The following is a 21,469-nucleotide window of genomic DNA, read 5'->3' as shown; positions in this document are numbered from 1 at the left end:
AAATAATCTAAAAAAACTATTGGAAATTAAAGACACTTACAACACCATTGCATTCGAATCAGAAGAAACTTTATTTAAAGAAAAGAATAGTAAATTTTTTGGATATGCTTTCCCTATTTCTTCAGAGGAGGAGTTAAAGCCCATTATTGAGACTTTAAAAAAGAAACACCCTCATGCGGGCCATTTTTGTTATGCATATCAAATAGGTACTGATACAATAACTTATCGTGCAAATGACGATGGAGAACCAAGCAATAGTGCAGGAATGCCTATTTATGGACAATTACAGTCGTTTGACGTGACCAATACAGTCGTTATAGTGGTTCGCTTATTTGGAGGAACAAAACTAGGCGTAGGAGGATTAATCTCTGCTTATAAAACATCAGCACAAATTACCTTAGAAAGTTGCGATATCATCGAAAAAACGATTGACATTCATTATTTAATCTCTTTTGATTACAAAAACATGAATAAAGTGATGCGTGTAATCAAGGAAAAAAACCTTGATATTGTGACTCAAGAAATGGAAATAAAAGAAGAAACCGGACTCCCAATAGGCATAATTGAGATCAAAATAAGAAAAAAAAATGCCGAACAAATTGCCGACATTTTTCATTCTTTGTACGAAATTGATATCCAAATTAAGGAATAATCAGCTCGCTAAGCAATACCTTATTGTAATCGCAATAGTTTTTCCTTAACATACTCTGGAGGCGCAGTTGGCCGACCCGTTTTCATGTCTACAAAAACCAAAATCGAACTTGCGATTGTTAATAACTCCATTTGTTCATTGTAGATCTCGTAGTCAAATTCTATCTTCACAGAAGTCTGACTTTTCAATATTGTTTTAATCGTTAACAAATCATCATAGCGCGCTGGTTTTTTGTAATTCATATTTAAAGAAACTACAGGAAGCATGATTCCATTTTCCTCCATCCATTTATAAGAAATCCCAAGGTTTCTAAGCCATTCCACGCGTCCCATCTCAAAATACTGTGCATAATTACCATGGTAAACCACGCCCATTTGGTCTGTTTCTGAGTACCTCACTCGCACTTTTAATTCGTGTTCTTTCATAATTTTTATACTATTTTTGACTATTATTTTTTGATACTTTTACTGTACTTACAACATTATTAGTTCAAATTCAACCACTAATAATTTTTTTTTATAGAATTTTGTTCACATATTTGTTACCCCGAAAAAAAAGAACATTTCAACCGTTTTTTTTAACATTACAACGATTACTAAATAAAATAATTTAATAGAATTTATGAACAAAACTGCTCAATCAGTATGGGAAAACTGTTTGTCTTTTATCAAAGACAACATTCAAGACCAAGCTTATAAGACTTGGTTTGAACCAATCAAATCAGTTGAACTTACCGATAACGCATTATATATTCAAGTTCCTAGTAAATTTTTTTACGAGTGGCTAGAAGAGCACTATGTAAAATTGTTAAAAGTGGCCTTGACAAAAGAACTTGGTAAAAACGCAAAGTTACTTTATAAAATCAAGATGGAGAACACTTATGGTAATAAACAACCGTTTACGGAGCAGTTACCAAGTGCAAATCGGGCTCCAATGAAACCACAAAATGTAGACGCTCCTTTTAAAAATTTAGATCCAGAATTAAAAAATCCTTTTGTAATTCCAGGAATCAGAAATTTAAAAATTGAATCTCAATTAAATCCTAACTATAGCTTTGATAATTTCCTTGAAGGAGATTCCAATAGATTAGCGCGTTCTGCAGGTATGGCTGTTGCCAATAAACCAGGTGGAACTTCATTTAACCCGCTACTTATTTTTGGTGGTGTAGGTTTAGGAAAAACCCATTTAGCACACGCTATTGGTGTTGAAATAAAAGACAAATATCCTGAAAAAACGGTTTTATATATATCTGCCGAAATTTTCACGCAACAATATATTGACTCCGTTAAGAAAAACAATAGAAATGACTTTATTCACTTCTACCAACTTATTGATGTTTTAATTATTGACGACGTACAATTCCTATCAGGTAAATCAGGAACGCAAGATGTATTTTTTCACATATTTAATTACTTGCATCAAAACGGAAAACAAGTAATCCTTACTTCTGACAAAGCGCCAGTAGATATGCAAGATATCGAACAACGTTTATTATCCCGTTTTAAATGGGGATTATCTGCTGAGTTACACCAACCAGATTACGAAACTAGAATTTCTATCGTAAAAAATATTTTATATCGTGATGGTGTTGAAATACCTGAAGATATTATTGAATACGTAGCCAGCAACATCAAGTCAAATGTTCGTGAACTTGAAGGCGCAATCATATCATTAATTGCACAATCTTCTTTCAATAAAAAAGAAGTAACAATTGATCTTGCTAAAAGTGTTGTTGAAAAATTTGTTAAAAATGTAAAACGCGAAATCTCTATTGATTACATCCAGAAAATTGTTTCGGATTATTTCCAATTAGATTTAGAGATTTTACAATCAAAAACAAGAAAAAGACACGTTGTTCAAGCAAGACAGTTAGCCATGTTTTTTGCAAAGAAATTCACAAAAGCTTCTTTAGCAAACATTGGTTCACAAATAGGTGATCGCGATCACGCAACCGTATTACACGCTTGCAAAACTGTCGATAACTTAGTTGCAACTGACAAACAATTTAAAAAGTTTGTAGACGATATTCATAAAAAACTAACGCTTTAAAAATTCCATGGCCGTAAAAATTCTTATGGTTTGTTTAGGTAATATTTGTAGGTCGCCACTGGCCGAAGGAATATTAGCTGCAAAACTTCCTAAAAATAATTTTTCTGTAGATTCTGCAGGAACTGGTTCTTGGCACATAGGTAGCTCTCCAGATAAGCGTTCTATCGCTACAGCAAAAGCACACCATTTAGATATTTCAAAACAAAAAGGAAGGCAATTTAATAAAACTGACTTTGATGCTTTTGACTATATCTACGTAATGGACAAATCTAATTATGACAATGTAATTGCATTAGCTGACAATCCCGAACAAAAACAAAAAGTACAAATCATCCTAAATGAGTTGTTCCCAAATGAAAATGTTGATGTTCCAGATCCTTATTTTGGTTTGTCTAATGGTTTTGAAATTGTTTACGACATGCTTGATGAAGCTTGCACTATTATCGCTTCTAGATTAATTGAAAAACACAAATAATCAATTTTAAAAGATTCCTACTTCTTATTTCCACATTAATTCCGTTCTTTGTATTTAAATTACAGATAAAATAAAAGCAGAATGAATTCCAACAATACGCTAGGAAAATTATATTTAATTCCAACTACAATGGGTGAATGTGACCCAATGGATGTTTTACCACAAACCGTAAAAAGAACCATTGATTTCATTGACCATTATATTGTTGAAAACGAAAAAACAGCTCGTAAATCAATTAAAGAAGTTAGTCCTGAAAAAAAACAATCTGATTTAATTCTTTTTACATTAAATAAACGTACTGAAGTTAAAGAACACCTTGACTTTATTAAACCCTTGTTAGAAGGGAAAAATGTAGGTCTAATGAGTGAAGCGGGATGTCCTGGAGTTGCTGATCCAGGTGCTGTAATTGTAAAGTTAGCGCATGACAAAGGCATTCAAGTCGTACCATTAGTTGGACCTTCATCTATATTACTTGCCATGATGGCTTCAGGAATGAACGGACAAAGTTTTACTTTTCATGGCTATTTACCCATCGAAAAAGACGAAAAAAGAGCCAGTTTTAAAACTTTAGAAAGAGTCTCTTTCGAGAAAAATCAATCTCAAATATTTATCGAAACTCCGTATCGTAACAATAAATTACTAGAAGATTTGGTGCAAACCTTAAATCCTGAAACGCATTTGTGCATTGCTACAGACATCACCTTACCAACAGAATACATTAAGACCAAGAAGATTGCAGCTTGGAAAAAAGAAACAATTGATTTACACAAGCGACCTACTATTTTTATAATTCATAAAATGTAATTTTTTTTATATTTGGTTTAACCAAAAAAGGGATTAAAATTTCATATTCTGAATAACAGTTACAATAGACCTAAAACAAATACAGTATCTTTTACTTCACATAGCTATCCAATTTATTTTAAAGCAATCGCTTTATTATAAATTGGATTTTTTATACCTAAATCATCAATACTGATCCCAATAACCTTCCTACAAAGCTATAAAATAGACGCAAAATAGGATATATTTACTATGCGTGCATATTAAAACATTTCACTATATTTACTATAAAAAACTATAGACTATGAATTATACTGATAAAATGTTACGCGACGACGCCCTTAAAGGAAAAGTAATTGTAGTTACAGGCGGTGGAAGTGGATTAGGCAAAGCAATGACCCAATACTTCTTAGAACTTGGTGCAAACGTAGCCATTACTTCTAGAGATTTAGAGAAATTAAAAAACACAGCTGCAGAACTTGAAACTGATACGGGCGGAAAATGCTTACCATTACAATGTGATGTGCGTCATTATGATCAAGTAGAAAACATGTTGCAAGAGGTATTAAAAACTTTTGGAAAAGTAGATGTATTATTGAATAATGCTGCTGGAAATTTCATTTCACCTACCGAAAGATTATCAGCAAATGCCTTTGATACCGTTATTGATATTGTTTTAAAAGGAACTAAAAACTGTACTTTGGCTTTTGGTAAACACTGGATAGACACTAAACAAACTTCCGCTACGGTTTTAAATATTGTAACAACGTATGCTTGGACAGGATCAGCTTATGTTGTTCCCAGCGCTACTGCAAAAGCGGGAGTACTTGCTATGACACGCAGTTTAGCAGTAGAATGGGCTAAATACGGTATCCGTACAAACGCAATTGCACCAGGCCCTTTCCCAACTAAAGGCGCATGGGATAGATTACTACCTGGAGACCTTGCCGAAAAATTTGACATGGCCAAAAAAGTGCCCTTGCAACGTGTAGGTGACCACCAAGAATTAGCAAATTTAGCAGCCTATCTCGTTTCTGATTTTTCTGCTTATGTAAATGGAGAAGTTGTAGTAATAGATGGTGGCGAATGGCTTAAAGGTGCTGGACAATTTAATATGCTTGAAGCAATTCCTGAAGAAATTTGGGATCAACTAGAAATGATGATAAAAGCAAAAAAAAATAAATAGAGACCATTGGAGTTCTTTTTACAAAATAGCGTGCTACACTTTTAGCACGCTTTTTTTATACGCTATATTCTCCAATAATATAAAACAAAAAAAAAGATTTCTCTAATACTATTTCTTAATTGACTACAGCCTATTTTTACTACAAATTAGCAATGATTTTCAACAAAAACATCTTGATCTATAAAATATAGATTAATTAGCAATTCTAATTTAGCAATTCCCTATTTTGAACTGATAAATTGTTATTTTTGCAGCAAAACAAATATAACTCAATTATTTTATGCTAATTATAGGAATTGCCGGAGGAACAGGAAGTGGAAAAACAACTGTAGTTCATCAAATTATGAATGAACTACCAGTAGCTGAAGTAGGTATTATTTCGCAAGATTCTTATTATAAGGAAAACCATAATTTGAGCTTTGACGAACGTGCGTTAATCAACTTTGATCATCCTCGCGCCATAGATTTCGAACTTTTAGTTTCGCATTTGAAAGAATTAAAAGCCGAAAAAACAATTCATCAACCCGTTTACTCGTTTGTAACACACAATAGAACCGAAGACACTATCACTACACACCCACGAAAAGTAATGATTGTTGAGGGTATTTTAATTTTGGCTAATCCTGAATTAAGAGATTTATTTGACGTGAAAATTTATGTTCACGCTGACTCAGACGAAAGATTAATCCGACGTTTAAAAAGAGACATTGCAGAGCGCGGTCGCGATATGGACGAAGTCTTAAACCGCTACCAAAACACCTTAAAACCAATGCACCAGCAATTTATTGAGCCTACAAAAGCCTTTGCTGACATCATTATCCCTAATGACAAGTACAACACCGTAGCAATTGACGTAGTTCGTGCAGTAATTAATCAAAGAATTCTATAATTTTATTGTAAATTTATCACAGCATAATTTATTGATATAAAATTAACAACAATACTGATTTAGAGCTATTTCCTGCTGTACACTGTATCTTACATACCAAACACTGGTATGTAAGGATGCCGTTCCCATCAGGGCTAAAACAACAAACCAAATGAAAAAATCGTATAAAAACAAACCTTGGTTTAAATTCATAAGCAACAAGTACATTTGGGTATTGCTTTTTTTTTCAGGTTGGATGGTTTTTCTAGACAACTACTCCTATTTTGATCACCGCTTTTTAGACAATCAAATAAGCGAACTTGAAGACAATAAAACCTATTACGAAGAAGAAATCTACAAGGATGAAGAGCAAATAAAAGAGCTTAGAAACCCTGAACAAATAGAAAAGTATGCGCGTGAAAAATACTTTATGAAAAAAGAAAACGAAGACATCTACATCATAGAGTTTGAAAGCGACAGCATCGAAAAAAATAGCCAGTAAATCTAGAATTTCTTAAATAACAACGACAATGACAACTAATCAATTCGAAGATTTTGACGCCGTTTCATCCAAACAATGGAAACAAAAAATCCAGTTTGAATTAAAAGGAGCTGATTACAACGAAACCTTAATATGGAATTCACCCGAAGACATCAAGGTAAAACCATTTTATCATAAAGATGAATTTTCAAAAAGACTAGCAGTAGGTACTAGAGCGACTGCGTTTAAAATATGTCAAAATATTTTTGTTTACGATATAGAAAAATCAGTTGAAAGAGCCTTAGATGCCTTAAACCGTGGTGCCGAAAGTTTGCGATTTACTATTGAGGATGCAACTCTAGCAGTAGAAAAATTGCTAGAAAAACTACCTCTTGAAAACGTTCCCGTTTATTTCAACATGAGCTTTTTCTCAATCGATTTCGTTAAAAGAATTGATGCTGTTGCATTACAAAAAAAAGGAAACTTTTATTATAATATAGATCCTATAGGTCAGTTAGCCAAAGATGGAAACTGGTTTACTACAAACGAAAAAACTAATTTTGATTCCCTAAACCTATTAGCAAACACCGTTACTAAAAATGCTATTATTAGCGTCAATGCAAGTTTGTATCAAAATGCTGGTGCAAACATGGTACAGCAAATTGCCTACGCACTCGCACATACCAATGAATATTTTAATAGAATCCCTATTATAAATCAAAAAATTGTACTTAAAGTAGCTGTGGGAACAAATTACTTTTTTGAAATCGCAAAATTGCGCGCAATTAGAGTTTTGTTTAAGCTTATTGCAAAAGAGTACAATCATGATTTAGATTGTCATTTACTCGTAATCCCTACAAAACGCAACAAAACATTGTATGATTATAATGTAAACATGTTACGCACCACTACCGAATGTATGTCGGCAATACTTGGTGGCGCTGATACCATTGCTAATCTACCTTATGATTCTTTGTATCATAAAGACAATGAATTTGGTGATCGTATAGCACGAAATCAATTATTGATTCTAAAAAAAGAAAGTTATTTTGACAAAGTAAACAATCCTGCTGATGGAAGCTACTACATAGAAACGCTTACCAATCAATTAGCAGAAAAAGCCTTGGCTTTATTTAAGGATATCGAAGCAAATGGTGGTTTCTTAAAGCAACTGAACGAAGGAATTATCAAAAGAAAAATTCAAGAAAGCGCAGACAAGGAACAAGAACTCTTTGATTCTGGAAAAGAAGTTTTACTAGGAACCAACAAATATCCTAATAAAGACGACCGAATGAAACAAGATCTAGAGCTTTTCCCTTTTGTCAAAATAAATCCTAGAAAAACTTTAATTACTCCGATAATCGAAAAAAGATTAGCCCAAAAATTAGAGCAGGAACGATTAGCAGCAGAATAAATTAGCAGTCCTAAAAAGCAAATAGCGATTACAAACAGTGCAAATTAAGATCTCAAATGATACGAAATGACCTCAAACATATTCAATTAGAAAGTAGCAAAACGGCTTCTGAAAGCGGAATAGAAAAGACCGAAGAATTCTTTACTGCTGAAAACATTGAACTTAAAGAAACTTATTCTGAAAAGGATATCGAAAACTTAACGCATCTTGATTTTGGCGCTGGTTTTGCACCTAATTTACGTGGTCCTTACACGACAATGTATGTTCGCAGACCATGGACAATACGTCAATATGCTGGTTTCTCAACTGCCGAAGAAAGCAATGCTTTTTACAGACGAAACTTAGCTGCTGGACAAAAAGGATTGTCAATTGCGTTTGATTTACCTACCCACCGCGGATATGATTCTGATCACGAACGTGTAGTAGGCGATGTTGGAAAAGCAGGAGTAGCAATCGACTCTGTTGAAGATATGAAAGTGCTTTTTGACCAGATTCCGTTAGATCAAATGTCGGTTTCTATGACTATGAATGGTGCAGTATTACCTATCATGGCTTTCTATATTGTAGCTGCAGAGGAACAAGGCGTAAAAGCCGAATTACTTTCAGGAACAATTCAAAATGACATTTTGAAAGAGTTTATGGTGCGCAACACCTATATCTATCCTCCTACGCCTTCGATGAAAATAATTGCTGATATTTTTGAATATACCAGTAAAAAAATGCCAAAGTTCAATTCCATTTCTATTTCTGGCTACCACATGCAAGAAGCAGGTGCTACAGCAGATATTGAATTAGCCTACACATTAGCTGACGGACTAGAATACATAAAAACTGGTTTAGCAACTGGAATGGGAATTGATGATTTTGCTCCACGCCTTTCTTTTTTCTGGGCCATCGGAATGAATCATTTTATGGAAATTGCTAAAATGCGTGCGGGAAGAATGATCTGGGCAAAATTAGTTAAACAATTTAATCCTAAAGACGAAAAATCATTAGCCTTAAGAACACATTGTCAAACAAGTGGTTGGAGTTTAACCGAACAAGACCCTTTTAACAACGTAGCACGTACTTGTATTGAAGCTACTGCGGCAGCTTTTGGTGGAACACAATCTTTGCATACCAATGCATTAGATGAAGCAATTGCCCTTCCAACTGATTTTTCGGCTCGAATTGCTAGAAACACACAAATATTTCTTCAAGAAGAAACTAAAATCACTAAAACTGTAGATCCTTGGGCTGGAAGTTATTATGTTGAAACCTTGACTAATGAAATTGCTGAAAGTGCTTTCAAATTAATTGAAGAAGTAGAAGAACTAGGCGGAATGACCAAAGCTATTGAGGCTGGAATTCCAAAATTAAGAATTGAAGAAGCCGCGGCTAGAAAACAAGCACGTATTGATAGCGGACAAGATATTATTGTAGGTGTAAATCAATATCGTTTAGAAAAAGAAGATCCTTTGCAAATATTAGATGTGGACAACCAAATGGTTCGTAAACAACAATTGGAGCAATTAGACCATATAAAAGCAACTCGAGACAACGCAAAAGTACAAGAGTCGTTACAAAAATTAATTCTTTGTGCTAAAACAGGAGAAGGTAATTTACTGGAGCTTGCCGTAGAAGCTGCTCGTTATAGAACAACTCTTGGAGAGATCAGTGACGCTTTAGAAACTGTTTTTGGTAGGTATAAAGCACAAATTAAATCTTTTAGCGGTGTGTATAGTAAAGAAATAAAAGACGATAAAAGTTTTGAAGAAGCAAAAAAATTAGCAGATAAATTTGCAAAGCAGGAAGGGCGCCGTCCTAGAATCATGATTGCAAAAATGGGTCAAGACGGTCACGATCGTGGTGCAAAAGTAGTAGCAACTGGTTATGCTGATGTAGGATTTGATGTAGATATAGGCCCATTGTTTCAAACTCCTGCCGAAGCTGCTAAACAAGCAGTAGAAAACGACGTACACATTCTAGGTGTATCCTCACTTGCTGCGGGACATAAAACGTTAGTTCCTCAAGTTATTGAAGAATTAAAAAAATACGGTCGTGAAGACATTATGGTGGTTGTAGGTGGTGTTATACCTGCACAAGATTACCAATATCTATTTGATGCTGGAGCAGTAGCCGTATTTGGTCCAGGAACTAAAATTAGCGAAGCAGCTATCAAAATTTTAGAAATCTTAATTGACTAGAAAATAGTTTCTATACTTTTTAAGCATAAAAAAAGCGGTCCAAATTTAATTTGAACCGCTTTTTTATTGTTATTGTTTATTAATTACTTCAAACTAACCATTGCATTTATGTTTGCAGTGATAAAAGAAGTATCATACCCTCCAAAAGCTTTCATATAACTCCTAATAGAAGTTCCGTAAGCATCCTTAATGTACTTTTTACCGTTATTCTTGAAATATTTTTTGACAGATCCAGCGCCACCTAAGTGAGCTGCTGCTAAAATTCCAGACTCTGTAACTAAAATTCCATTAACAACAGTACCATTGTATCTTTCTATAACATCTTGTAGTATTGCTTTGTTTTTCGACAAAAGTGCTACAAATGCCCTTTCTTGAATTTTAGGACTTCTTAAGAACATAAGGCTATCTCGTATTCCAACCGCTTTAAGAGTTTCTACTCCAAACTGGTATTTACCTAAATAACCAAGAGAATTAATCATTCTATATCTCCCTTGTGACTCTTTGAAACCTAAAGCTTCTTTAAAACCAATAAATAAATTTCCAGTAAAAGGGAAATTCAAATTGGTATAATCTTCTTGTTTTAAAGATGGATATAAGTATTGTTTTCCATCTGTGTTTTTTACTAGAAACCATTTATTTGTGTCTAACTTAAGCGGCTTAAAACCGGAACTTAAAAAGGCTATAATAATAGTTAAACTTGCATAAAAATACCACTTCTTTACCATAAATTGTTTTTCTTCAAAACGCTGTCCCGTTATGAAATTTCTGCGGGCAAAGATACAACAATTTTTATAATACTGAAAATCAACTTGTTAAACTTGTCTAAAAATAGAAAATGTGCGCTCTAAATCCCTCATTACCCGAGTATTCTAGGGTAGGCGCTGGAATTTTTAAACTATTAAAAACAGAGAAAAAAGTCTTCAAAAAATGGGATTTGGTAGGGATTTTCGTCAAGTCTAGGTCAAAACTGAGGTAAAACTGTCTGTATTTTTCGCTTTTCGGGAGCAATAATAAGTCAGAATTTTCACCGTTTCCGGTTATCATTCCATCAGCTCCATATCCTACTGCAAGATTCAACCATTTGGGTATTCTTGAATCTTTAGCAAAAGAATGTAAATTAACCGAAAGCCAATAAGTTTGTCCATTATAATCTTTCAAAATTTCTTCTGAAAAAGAACTTCCTAAAACATTAGGTCGGTATTTTGCAAATTGTGTTCTATGAAATGAGAATTTAGGTTGGATACGTTGTTCTTTCCACAATAATTCTTGTGAAACATATAAAGCAGTTCCTGAAGCATTAGCAATAACATCACCAACAGAGAAACCCCATTCAGAGGAAAATCCGTCCATTACCTCAACAGCTGTTAAAAAAACAAATCCTGCTCCAGCGCCGTACAATTGCTTTTTATGACTAGCTCCACTCCATTTTAAAGCTTCGGCGCTAAAACGTCCCATTTGATAAGAGGAATAAGCATGACCTGCTTTGTCCATTTGTAACCACTCCTCATTGTCATTAAAAAAATGAAATTTAGAACTAGCATAATCGGCATACCAAAGTTGGTTCAATCCTACTAAAGCGGCTGAAGCCAATAACTCTTCGGCTACCACTACTCTATTCTGCCTTTTCAGGTTGAGGGTGTCAGCAGGTGTTAAAAAGCTATTCAATCCGTTTTGTCCAGAGGAAAATTGGAAAACAAATAAAATTAAAAATGTAAAAAGCAGGTTGTCTTTTAAATTCAAAACTATCTTTTTACTCCTTGACTATTAATCCACTCCGAGTATTTCTTTGCGTTAACATTATGTTCTGCCAAAGTTGCAGCAAACTCATGGTAACCAAAACGCTCTACACTTGCACAGAAAAAAATGTAATCGTTTTTCTCTGGATTTAAAACTGCCTCAAGTGCAGTAATATCAGGCATAGCAATAGGTCCCGGAGGAAGCCCAATGTTTACATAGGTATTATATGGAGACGACATAGTTAAATCGTTATAAAAAACTCTCTTAATGATTTGGTCAAAATCGTTATCTCTCTTTTTAATGGCAAATATAACTGTAGGATCTGCTTGAAGTGGCATTCCTAATCGCAAACGATTTAAGTAGACTCCTGCAATTCTAGGTCTTTCATCTTTTTTAACCGACTCCTTATGAACTATAGAGGCTAAAATTGTTGCTTCAACAGGACTTAATCCTTGTTTTTCTGCTTTAGCAACACGCTCTTTATTCCAGAAATTTCGGTATTCTTTGATCATCTTATCTCTAAACTTTTCAGCAGGTGTATTCCAATAAAACTCATAAGTATTAGGAATAAACATTACAAAAACGTTGTCTTCATTGAAACCATTTTCTTGAAGGAAAATAGAATCTTTAAAACTCGCCAATAAAGAAACACTATCTGCTTCAATTTGTGAACCTACTCTACCTGCAAGATTTTCTAAACGTTCTTGATTATTGAACGCTAATTTAACCGGAACATTTGTTCTTAAACTTTTAACCAATTCATAACTATTCATTCCTTTTGTGAATAAAAAGCGACCTGGTTTAACTGACTCTGGATAATTTCTTTTGGTAGCAACCATTTCAAATCGTTCCATGTTATCTACATAAGGCGCAATAATTTCCTTAGCTTGCTCATACGTAGCATTTGTAGGAATGTGTACAAAAACTTCTTTATCAGCAAATTTAGTGTTTACTGAAAAAATTTGTCTTACTAATACAAAGCCATAAACAATTAGTCCTGTAACAAGAACAACGGCTGCTATTGATATAATTTTCTTTAAGTTCAAAGTTTAAAATTTAAAATTGTTGATTAATTAACTGGTACATTCCTTCATCTTTGTAGACTCCGTGAACTAGGTTCCATTGTTTTTTTATTCCGATGCATTGAAAACCAAATTTAGTAAAAAGAGCAATACTTGCTTCATTTTCGGTATCAATATTTGCATAAAGTTGGTTTAGGTTCAAATGGTAAAAAGAATACTCAATTAATAAGCCAAGTGCCTCAGAACCTATGCGTTGATTTCTTTTATCATTTTTCTGGATGACAATCCCCACACCTGCTCTGTTATTTTTTGGATCAAAATCAAATAAATCAATTAATCCTAAGGCTGGAAAGTCTTTATCTTGACAAATTGCTAAACGCAATTGTTTGGCTTCATAAATATCTTGATGTGCATTTTCTAAATATTGCTTTACTAAAAAACGGCTGTAAGGAGTTTGCGTATTGCTTATATCCCAAATAGTTTGATCATTTTCTATAGCATAGATAAACTCTAAATCATTAGGTTCAAGTGCTCGAATATATATAGTATCTCCTTTAAGGGTTATCATAATTAAAAATAGATTTAAGAAATTAGAGATGCAATTTTAAACTATACTTCAATAGTACCTTCAAAAACAAATTCAGCTGGTCCTATCAAGAATACATTTATAAATTGATTCCCTTTTTTATCAAAAGAAACAGCTAGTTTTCCGCCTTCAACATTTATATTTATTGCTGTTGCATTTGTTTGTCCATTTGCATGCATTGCTATTGCTACAGCTGTTGCTCCCGTTCCGCATGCTAAAGTTTCGTCTTCTACACCTCTTTCATAAGTACGTAAGGCAAATGTATTGGCATTAATTTTTTTTACAAAATTGATATTGCTACCTTCTTTCCCATATAAATCACCATAACGTATGGCAGCTCCATTATCTTTTACATTATAATGAACCAAGTCGTCAACTAATTGTACGTGATGTGGTGAACCCGTATTCAAAAATGAATACTCGCTTTTGTCTATAATAGTATCTACATCTATCATTTGTAAAGAAACTATTCCGTTTTCAGCCACCGAAGCGTGATGCAACCCATCAATAGCATTAAAAGTAGCATTGTTATCGATCACCTGAAGCTTTTTGGCGAAAGCCACTAAACACCTTCCTCCGTTACCACACATGGTACTTTGATTACCATCTGAGTTGTAATAAACCATCTTAAAATTAGTCTCAGGATCGTTTTCTAATAAAATAAGTCCGTCGCCACCTATTCCAAAACGCCTGTCGCATAAATGCGCGATAAGTTGAATGTTTTTTTTAGGAAAAGTTTCTAAACGATTATCAATCATTACAAAATCGTTTCCGGTGCCTTGGTATTTATAAAATTTTATTTGCATTATTTATGTGTTGTATGGTACAAAAGTACGAATATTAATGAAATGTTAATCACTGTTAAAGAGCGTTAAACTGTATTTTAACAATTGAATTTAGCGTTAAATTTACCCTACAAATAACGTAAAAACGAACTTTATTATGAAACAATTTTCAAAGCTATTTTTGGTATCGCTATTAAGTGGAGCCACCACGCTAGGGGCTTATAAATTATTATTCGATAATAATGGTTATTTTTCGACTCACAACAGTCCAATTACCACTGTGGCAAATGAATCATATGAACGAAAAGTAGGATTATCCTCAGATATTTTAGATTTTACTGTAGCAGCAGAAAACACTGTACATACAGTGGTTCACGTAAAAAACGTGTCCTATAAAACTGTTTCTAACCCCATGTTAGAATATTTTTACGGGTACAAAGGTGGACAATCACAAGAGCAAGTAGGAACAGGATCTGGTGTGATTATATCAGCAGATGGTTATATTGTTACGAATAATCATGTAATAAAAGATGCTTCGGAAATTGAAATCACCTTGAATAATAAAAAATCATACAAGGCAAAATTAATAGGAACCGACTCTAAAATGGACATTGCTTTATTAAAAATTGATGCTGATGAAAAATTACCTTACACTACTTTTGGGAACTCGGATTCAGTTAAAGTAGGCGAATGGGTTCTTGCTGTAGGTAACCCGTACAACTTGACCTCAACGGTTACTGCTGGTATTGTTTCGGCGAAAGCCAGAAATTTAGGAACTAACGGAATTCAATCCTTTATTCAAACAGATGCAGCCGTTAATCCAGGAAATAGTGGAGGTGCCTTGGTCAACACCAGAGGTGATTTAATAGGAATCAATACGATGATTTCATCAACGACTGGTTCTTATGTAGGCTATTCGTTTGCAGTACCCTCAAATATTGCTCGAAAAATAATTGAGGATATTATGGAGTATGGTAATGTGCAACGCGGAATACTAGGTGTTGAAGGTGGTGAATTGAATGCGATGGCATCAAAGGAATTAGGCGTGACGCAAACAGAAGGTTTTTATATTAACAAAGTCACTAAAAACTCAGGCGCCGAGAAATCAGGACTTAAAAAAGGAGATATCATCATCAAACTTGACAACCAAAATGTATCAACTTTTGCTGATCTATCAGGGTATATCAATACTAAAAGACCTAGTGACAAAGTTCAGGTAATGATTACTAGAAACGGAGAAACCAAAACCGTACCTGTAGTTTTAAGTAAAAACGAATTCTTTACCACAGAGTTTAAAGGAATCGAGTTAGAAAACATTGATGCTGCAGATAAAAAGAAATTCAGAATTGATTATGGCGTAAAAATAAGATCGATTACTAATGAAAACCTAATGCAATACGATAAGGAATTGCGTGGTAATATCATTTTGAGTATTGATAATGTAAAAGCAAAAGACATTGAAACGGTTTCTAAACTTTTAAATGATAAAGAAGAGAATCAAAGTATGCGTCTTGAAATGATAAATAAAAACGGAGAAGTTATTCGAATTATCATCTAAGACTTTCTAATTTTAAAATAAAAGTCAGTTTGAAAAATCGAGCTGACTTTTTTTATTTGAAAAAAATCAAAAAATAAGTTACGAAATCGATTGAAATAGGTATTTTTGCACCAAATTTAAAAAAATAACTACTCAATTTTTACAAATTTTCATTCATGAAAAACACAGCTCTGTACCAAAAAGAAGTTTCCTTTCAAGTCGACAGACGTCGCGCTGGAGTCGAATTAATCAAAATCATAAGTGATTTATGGTATGACAAATCCATCGAGATGGTTTTGTTCAAGAACCAATTATTAGACAAAAACGTAAGTGACATTATCAACTTACATCAATATGCTGGTGAATTTGTAGGCAAGCCCATTACTATTTTTGATTCGGTAGAAATTGCTAGAGTCGTTTTAGAATTAGACTTACCACCATCAAAATTAGATATTGGTAAACTAACTTACGAGTATCTTTTAGAAGATGAAAAATATCCAGACGCAAGACATTTTGTTTTAGACAAATTAAAAGACGCTAAAACATCAGAGGAAATCCAACCTAAAGATGTTGTTCTTTATGGTTTTGGAAGAATTGGTCGTTTATTAGCTAGAGAATTAATGTCTAAAACTGGAAAAGGAAATCAACTGCGATTGAGAGCTATTGTAACCAGAGACAAAAATGATGCAGCAAGTCTTGAAAAAAGAGCTTCATTATTGCGCTATGATTCAATTCACGGTGATTTTCAAGGTTCGGTTGTAGCTGACCCAGAAAACAATGCTTTGATTATCAACGGAACAACTGTACATATCATCACAGCTAATGCTCCTGAAGAAATTGATTATACCGCTTTTGATATTGATCATGCCTTAATTATTGATAATACAGGTGCTTTTACTACAGAAGAAGCGTTAAGCAGACACTTAGTTTCAAAAGGTGCGCATAAAGTATTGTTGACTGCACCAGGAAAAGGAGTTCCTAATATTGTACATGGTGTTAACCAAAATGAGTACAATCCTGACGAAATCAATATTTTCTCGGCAGCTTCATGTACTACAAATGCAATTACTCCTATCCTTAAAGCTGTTGAAGACACTTTAGGAGTAGTAAAAGGCCATCTTGAAACGATTCATTCATATACTAACGACCAAAACTTGGTTGATAACATGCACAAAAAATACCGTCGTGGTAGAGCTGCAGCTTTGAATATGGTTATTACAGAAACTGGAGCGGGTACTGCTGTTGCAAAAGCCTTACCTTCATTATCAGGAAAACTAACTTCAAACGCAATTCGTGTTCCTGTACCTAACGGTTCATTAGTGGTTTTAAATCTTGAGGTATCTAAAGAAACTTCAGTGGAAGAAATCAACGCTATCATGAAGAAATATGCTCTTGAAGGAGAGCTTGTAGAGCAAATTAAATATTCTACCAATAATGAATTAGTTTCATCTGACATTGTAGGAACATCAGCACCATCTATCTACGATAGCAACGCTACAATTGTTTCTAATGACGGAAAAAACATAGTATTGTACATCTGGTACGATAATGAATATGGTTACAGTCACCAAGTAATACGCTTGGCAAAATATATCGCTAAAGTAAGACGTTTTACTTACTACTAGCCTACCGCTTACAGGTTGGAATTGGTTACAATTATTTTTAGTTTTTAGTTTTTAGTTCAAGTTTTAGATTAAAGTTTATAACCTCCAGCCTGTATCTCATAAAAAATCCGTTTCGTAATACACGAAACGGATTTTTTATTTTAATGAAAACGAAATCAGATCATCAAGCTTTACGCTATCCTCTCATATCATTCCTTTTATTCAATTCTCTTTACTCTTTCAAGAACTGAATTACTTTTTAGCTTTTGTCAAATAATATACCGGAATCCCAATTAGCATAATCAATACTCCCCAACCACAAGTACTTGTTTTAGTATACAGCAAAGCAACACAAATTGCAGAAGCTATAATAATATATAAAGCAGGAAGAAAAGGGTACCCAAAGGCTTTATAAGTACGCTCAGCATCTGGCATTTTTTTACGTAATATAAATATCCCGTAAATTGTTAGGATATAAAATATCAATACAATAATTACTACAAAGTCTAGTAAATCTCCGTATTTACCAGTCAAGCACAAAGCCGAAGCCCATGAACACTGTGCCCATATTGACCAAGCAGGAACTTTTGCCTCGTTTAATTGGGCTGCTTTTTTAAAGAAAACACCATCTTGAGCCATAGTGTAATACACACGCGCACCAGCCATAATGAGTCCGTTATTGCAAGCAAAAGTTGAGATCATAATCATTACTGCAATAATTAAGGTTCCAATAGGTCCAAAAATATATTGTGATGCTACTACAGCTACCCTATCAGACTCTGCCGTAGCAATTTCTTGTAAAGGTACAACTGCTAGATACATTAAATTAGCTAGAATGTAAATCACACTTACAATCAAAGTCCCTAGAAACAAACTCAGTCCTACATTTCTTTTTGGATTTTTAATCTCGGCAGCAATAAAAGTGACGCCTTCCCAAGCCACACTCGAGAACATAGCCCCAACTAATGCTGCTGAAATTCCTGAGATCAAAGCTGTCCCACTAATAGGCAACCACGAGCCGGTTGCGACATCCAGTGATTGCGATGTCCAAGCATTAGCCCAGTTAGCATCCCAGACCTCAGCTTTAGCAGCAAAAAATCCAAAAAGGATCAATCCAGCTAAAGACAAAATTTTAATTACCGTTAATACTGTTTGTAAAATCTTAGAATTTTTAACACCGCGACTATTCAAGTAACTCAGCAAAACAATAGTAACAATGGATACAATTTGGGCAGCGTTAAGTTGAAAACCGCTTATTTCATACAAGATATTCTTATCACTAAAAGAAGGAAAAATATAAGCCGTAAACTTCGAAAAAGCAACACCTACAGCAGCAATCGTTCCGGTTTGTATTACTGCAAAAAAACTCCAACCGTATAGGAAACCTATTAATTTACCGTAAGCTTCTTTAATATAAACATACTGACCGCCTGCTTTAGGAAACAACGCACTTAGCTCGCCATAACTCACAGCGGCGATCACAGTAATAGTACCTGTAAGTACCCACATAGCAATGAGCCATCCAGCAGACCCTAACTGTCGTACCATATCTGAACTTACTATAAATATTCCAGAACCTATCATCGATCCCACAACAAGCATCGTTCCGTCTAGTAATCCTAGTTCTCTTTTAAAATCGTCTTCGTTATTGTCTTCCATAAAATGTGGTTTGGTTTGGTTTGGTTTGGTTTGGTTTGGTTTGGTTAAAGATATGCTTTTTTAGAAACACAAAAAAAATTACAACTAGGAATCCTAAATCTTAAAACAGCATTACAATTCAATTATAGTTATTTGTTTGTAATCAATTGAAATCAAAAAAAAAGTATTAACGGAATTAAATAATTGACTTTAAATGTATTTGACTGTTTAATGATCTTAAAAAAACAATTGAAATTAATTTTTATCTCTTTTTTTTTACTAACAAACAATTGAAAATCAATTAGTTTCAATTGTTTTTAAACTTTTTTTATAATTATTTTATGTTTTTATAAAACCACAACCAACCTTCTTACGTAAATAACCGCAACAGTAAACTAACAATATAATATTATGATTAAAAAGCAATTACTATTCATTTTGGCTGTAACAACATTTGGATATATTAACACAGCTCATTCTCAAAGTCCTATTAGTGGATTTATGCAAGGAAAAGGTAAAGGAAATATTTCTATTTCTTATAGTTCAGAAAAATACGATGAAGTATATTTCATTCCAGAAAAAGTAGACGGGGTTCCTGTTTTTAACGAAACAAAAATTTCAAGCACATCTATTTATGCAACTTACGGTATTACCGACCAAGTTGATGTAGTATTAGTATTGCCATACGTAACTGCTAAAGGTAGTGCTACCGAAGAAGTATTGACAAACTTAGGTTTAGAAAACGAAAGAAAAGGCTTTCAAGATGTATCGGTTTTTGTAAAATACAGTCCGTTTAATTTTGATTTTGGCACTTCATCATTACGACTTATTGGTGCATTAGGATTAAAAACACCTCTTAGCAATTATAAAGTTGAAGAAGGTTTTCAATCTATTATTGCTATTGGAAATAGAAGTACAACTGTTAGTACAACAGGAATGGCAATGTTCAGAATGGATTCTGGAATTTTTGCTTCAGCACAATTAGCAGGAAACTATGCCTCTAATGACGTACCAAACTCGTATGCAACCGAACTTAAAGTAGGTTATGCTGCAAGATTATTTTACGGTGACGTTTACATTGCTAACCAAAAATCTACAGGTGGTGTTGACATCTTTGGTGAAGGATTCGCAGGATATTTTCCAATCACAAAAGTTAATTACACTAAAATAGGTATCGATTTATACACTCCTATTTACAAAGAAATTGGAGTTTCTGCAGGAGCAAGCACATTAGTAGCTGGTAGAAACATAGGTAAATCGACTGGTTTTTACGGTGGATTAGTTTACAAATTTTAATTACAAAAAAACAAACAAGATGAAAAATATAAATATAAAAAGTGCGCTACTAGCACTAACACTAATAGGAACAATTGTTTCTTGTGATTCTGATTATAAAGAAGAAACGCCAAGTATTGCAGGTATTGCAGTTGCTAATCCAAATTTTAGTACACTTGAAGGAGCTGCGGTTCAAGGTGGTGTTGTAGGCGTTTTAAGCAATAGTAACCCTAACGATCCATCAGGACATTATACTGTTTTTGCACCTACAAATGATGCATTTGCAAGATTGGGATTAGTAGACGCGGGAACTTTAGGAGGTTTGCAAAATGACTTTTTGACTAACACTTTATTATACCACGTTTCTAACGGTGATTTACTTGCAAGTAAAATCATGAATGGAGGTACATCTACATCAGCTTTAGGTGTTGACAGACGCTTCATTAGCAGAGGAAATGATTTATACATCAATGGCTCCAAAATTATCTTGACTGACGTTAACGCAAGCAATGGAACCGTTCATGCAATAGACAAAGTAATGATCGCTACAGGGGTTAACATTGTAGAGTCAGCAATATTATTAAAAGACGCTAAAGTTTTTAAAGCGCCAGAACTTACTTTTTTAGTTCAAGCAGTTATATCTTCAGGTTTGGCATCAGTTTTAGCTGATCCAGATAATAATTTCACTATTTATGCACCTACAGATGCTGCCTTTAAAGCAGCAGGATTTGCAACTCTTGATGATGTTAAAAATGCACCACAAGCTACTTTACAAGCTGTTTTATTAAACCACGCTATTGTAGGAGGTAAATTCACATCTGAGCAAACAAGTACTACTGCTGTAACAGCTGGTGGAGGAACATTGACATACAGTGCTTTCTTAAACGGAACTTTCACTGTAAAAAGTAACGGAATCCCAACTCCTGCAAAAATGGTTATTCCAGATATTCAATGTAGCAATGGTATCGTTCACGTTATTGATACTGTTTTATTACCATAATTATTATTATTTTAAATTTAAAGCCTTGCAATTTTGTAAGGCTTTTTTTGTGCTTAATTTTTAATTGTTGCTAGTAACCACTTAAGTTAATTTACTCTGGGCGTAACCGCACTTCCACTCTCGTTACAGTGAGGTCGGGCTATTCGCTATATCTTTTATTCCATTGCATTCCATAAAAGGATGCCGCTACT

20 protein-coding genes are annotated in these 21,469 nt (G+C 33.9%); 13 read left to right on the top strand and 7 right to left on the bottom strand.

Features of this window, described 5'->3' with window-relative positions; translation table 11 throughout:
- The first annotated feature begins 19 nt into the window (after positions 1-19).
- A complete protein-coding gene (locus HNP99_RS16110; RefSeq protein WP_173854477.1) occupies positions 20-652 on the top strand; it encodes an IMPACT family protein in 633 nt (210 codons plus the stop codon).
- A 20-nt stretch (positions 653-672) separates the two neighbouring features.
- Here the strand turns inward: HNP99_RS16110 and HNP99_RS16105 are convergent, their stop codons facing one another.
- A complete protein-coding gene (locus HNP99_RS16105) occupies positions 673-1,077 on the bottom strand; it encodes an acyl-CoA thioesterase (RefSeq protein ID WP_173854476.1) in 405 nt (134 codons plus the stop codon).
- A gap of 196 nt (positions 1,078-1,273) precedes the next feature.
- Here HNP99_RS16105 and dnaA point away from each other — a divergent pair, with 196 nt between their 5' ends.
- The 8 genes from dnaA to scpA all read left to right on the top strand — a co-directional run bounded on the left by dnaA (position 1,274) and on the right by scpA (position 10,094).
- Positions 1,274-2,701 carry a chromosomal replication initiator protein DnaA gene (dnaA, locus tag HNP99_RS16100; RefSeq protein ID WP_173854475.1) on the top strand — a complete coding sequence of 476 codons (1,428 nt, stop codon included), beginning with the start codon at positions 1,274-1,276 and terminating at the stop codon, positions 2,699-2,701.
- 7 nt (positions 2,702-2,708) lie between these two features.
- The gene (locus HNP99_RS16095; RefSeq protein ID WP_173854474.1) at positions 2,709-3,176 is read left to right on the top strand and encodes a low molecular weight protein-tyrosine-phosphatase; all 468 of its coding nucleotides are present in this window, start codon (positions 2,709-2,711) and stop codon (positions 3,174-3,176) included.
- Between the two features lie 81 nt (positions 3,177-3,257).
- Positions 3,258-3,980 (top strand): SAM-dependent methyltransferase, encoded by a 723-nt coding sequence (locus tag HNP99_RS16090; protein WP_173854473.1) that lies wholly within the window; start codon positions 3,258-3,260, stop codon positions 3,978-3,980.
- A 283-nt stretch (positions 3,981-4,263) separates the two neighbouring features.
- Positions 4,264-5,145 (top strand): SDR family oxidoreductase, encoded by an 882-nt coding sequence (locus HNP99_RS16085; protein WP_173854472.1) that lies wholly within the window; start codon positions 4,264-4,266, stop codon positions 5,143-5,145.
- Positions 5,146-5,425: 280 nt separating this feature from the next.
- Positions 5,426-6,034 (top strand): uridine kinase, encoded by a 609-nt coding sequence (udk, locus tag HNP99_RS16080; RefSeq protein ID WP_173854471.1) that lies wholly within the window; start codon positions 5,426-5,428, stop codon positions 6,032-6,034.
- Positions 6,035-6,185: 151 nt separating this feature from the next.
- Positions 6,186-6,515 carry an FtsB family cell division protein gene (locus HNP99_RS16075; RefSeq protein WP_173854470.1) on the top strand — a complete coding sequence of 110 codons (330 nt, stop codon included), beginning with the start codon at positions 6,186-6,188 and terminating at the stop codon, positions 6,513-6,515.
- A 28-nt stretch (positions 6,516-6,543) separates the two neighbouring features.
- Positions 6,544-7,908, top strand: a complete 1,365-nt coding sequence (locus HNP99_RS16070; protein ID WP_173854469.1) for a methylmalonyl-CoA mutase subunit beta — start codon at positions 6,544-6,546, stop codon at positions 7,906-7,908.
- A gap of 56 nt (positions 7,909-7,964) precedes the next feature.
- Entirely contained in the window at positions 7,965-10,094 is a 2,130-nt protein-coding gene (scpA, locus tag HNP99_RS16065) for a methylmalonyl-CoA mutase (RefSeq protein WP_173854468.1), read from the top strand.
- An 83-nt stretch (positions 10,095-10,177) separates the two neighbouring features.
- Here scpA and HNP99_RS16060 read toward each other — a convergent pair whose 3' ends face one another.
- The 5 genes from HNP99_RS16060 to dapF form a co-directional block, all read right to left on the bottom strand.
- Positions 10,178-10,819 (bottom strand): peptidoglycan-binding protein LysM, encoded by a 642-nt coding sequence (locus HNP99_RS16060; RefSeq protein WP_173854467.1) that lies wholly within the window; start codon positions 10,817-10,819, stop codon positions 10,178-10,180.
- A 97-nt stretch (positions 10,820-10,916) separates the two neighbouring features.
- Positions 10,917-11,834 carry a DUF2279 domain-containing protein gene (locus HNP99_RS16055; protein ID WP_173854466.1) on the bottom strand — a complete coding sequence of 306 codons (918 nt, stop codon included), beginning with the start codon at positions 11,832-11,834 and terminating at the stop codon, positions 10,917-10,919.
- A 2-nt stretch (positions 11,835-11,836) separates the two neighbouring features.
- Positions 11,837-12,877, bottom strand: a complete 1,041-nt coding sequence (mltG, locus tag HNP99_RS16050) for an endolytic transglycosylase MltG (protein WP_173854465.1) — start codon at positions 12,875-12,877, stop codon at positions 11,837-11,839.
- Positions 12,878-12,887: 10 nt separating this feature from the next.
- Positions 12,888-13,421: a GNAT family N-acetyltransferase gene (locus HNP99_RS16045; protein WP_173854464.1), complete on the bottom strand. Its 534-nt coding sequence runs from the start codon at positions 13,419-13,421 to the stop codon at positions 12,888-12,890.
- Positions 13,422-13,462: 41 nt separating this feature from the next.
- Entirely contained in the window at positions 13,463-14,245 is a 783-nt protein-coding gene (dapF, locus tag HNP99_RS16040) for a diaminopimelate epimerase (protein ID WP_173854463.1), read from the bottom strand.
- A gap of 136 nt (positions 14,246-14,381) precedes the next feature.
- On the opposite strand from dapF, the gene HNP99_RS16035 reads away from it, so the two are divergent.
- Both HNP99_RS16035 and HNP99_RS16030 read left to right on the top strand, forming a co-directional pair.
- Positions 14,382-15,782, top strand: coding sequence for a trypsin-like peptidase domain-containing protein (locus HNP99_RS16035; protein ID WP_173854462.1), 1,401 nt, complete (start codon positions 14,382-14,384; stop codon positions 15,780-15,782).
- A gap of 155 nt (positions 15,783-15,937) precedes the next feature.
- Positions 15,938-17,386 carry a glyceraldehyde-3-phosphate dehydrogenase gene (locus tag HNP99_RS16030; RefSeq protein ID WP_173854461.1) on the top strand — a complete coding sequence of 483 codons (1,449 nt, stop codon included), beginning with the start codon at positions 15,938-15,940 and terminating at the stop codon, positions 17,384-17,386.
- 231 nt (positions 17,387-17,617) lie between these two features.
- Here the strand turns inward: HNP99_RS16030 and HNP99_RS16025 are convergent, their stop codons facing one another.
- Positions 17,618-19,024, bottom strand: a complete 1,407-nt coding sequence (locus tag HNP99_RS16025) for an APC family permease (protein WP_173854460.1) — start codon at positions 19,022-19,024, stop codon at positions 17,618-17,620.
- 390 nt (positions 19,025-19,414) lie between these two features.
- On the opposite strand from HNP99_RS16025, the gene HNP99_RS16020 reads away from it, so the two are divergent.
- Positions 19,415-20,299: a hypothetical protein gene (locus HNP99_RS16020; protein ID WP_173854459.1), complete on the top strand. Its 885-nt coding sequence runs from the start codon at positions 19,415-19,417 to the stop codon at positions 20,297-20,299.
- Positions 20,300-20,318: 19 nt separating this feature from the next.
- Positions 20,319-21,278, top strand: coding sequence for a fasciclin domain-containing protein (locus HNP99_RS16015; protein ID WP_173854458.1), 960 nt, complete (start codon positions 20,319-20,321; stop codon positions 21,276-21,278).
- The last annotated feature ends 191 nt before the right edge of the window (positions 21,279-21,469 follow it).

This window comes from Flavobacterium gelidicaeli, from assembly GCF_013294005.1.
Taxonomy (GTDB): domain Bacteria; phylum Bacteroidota; class Bacteroidia; order Flavobacteriales; family Flavobacteriaceae; genus Flavobacterium.
This window is presented reverse-complemented; position numbering and strand designations above follow the sequence as displayed.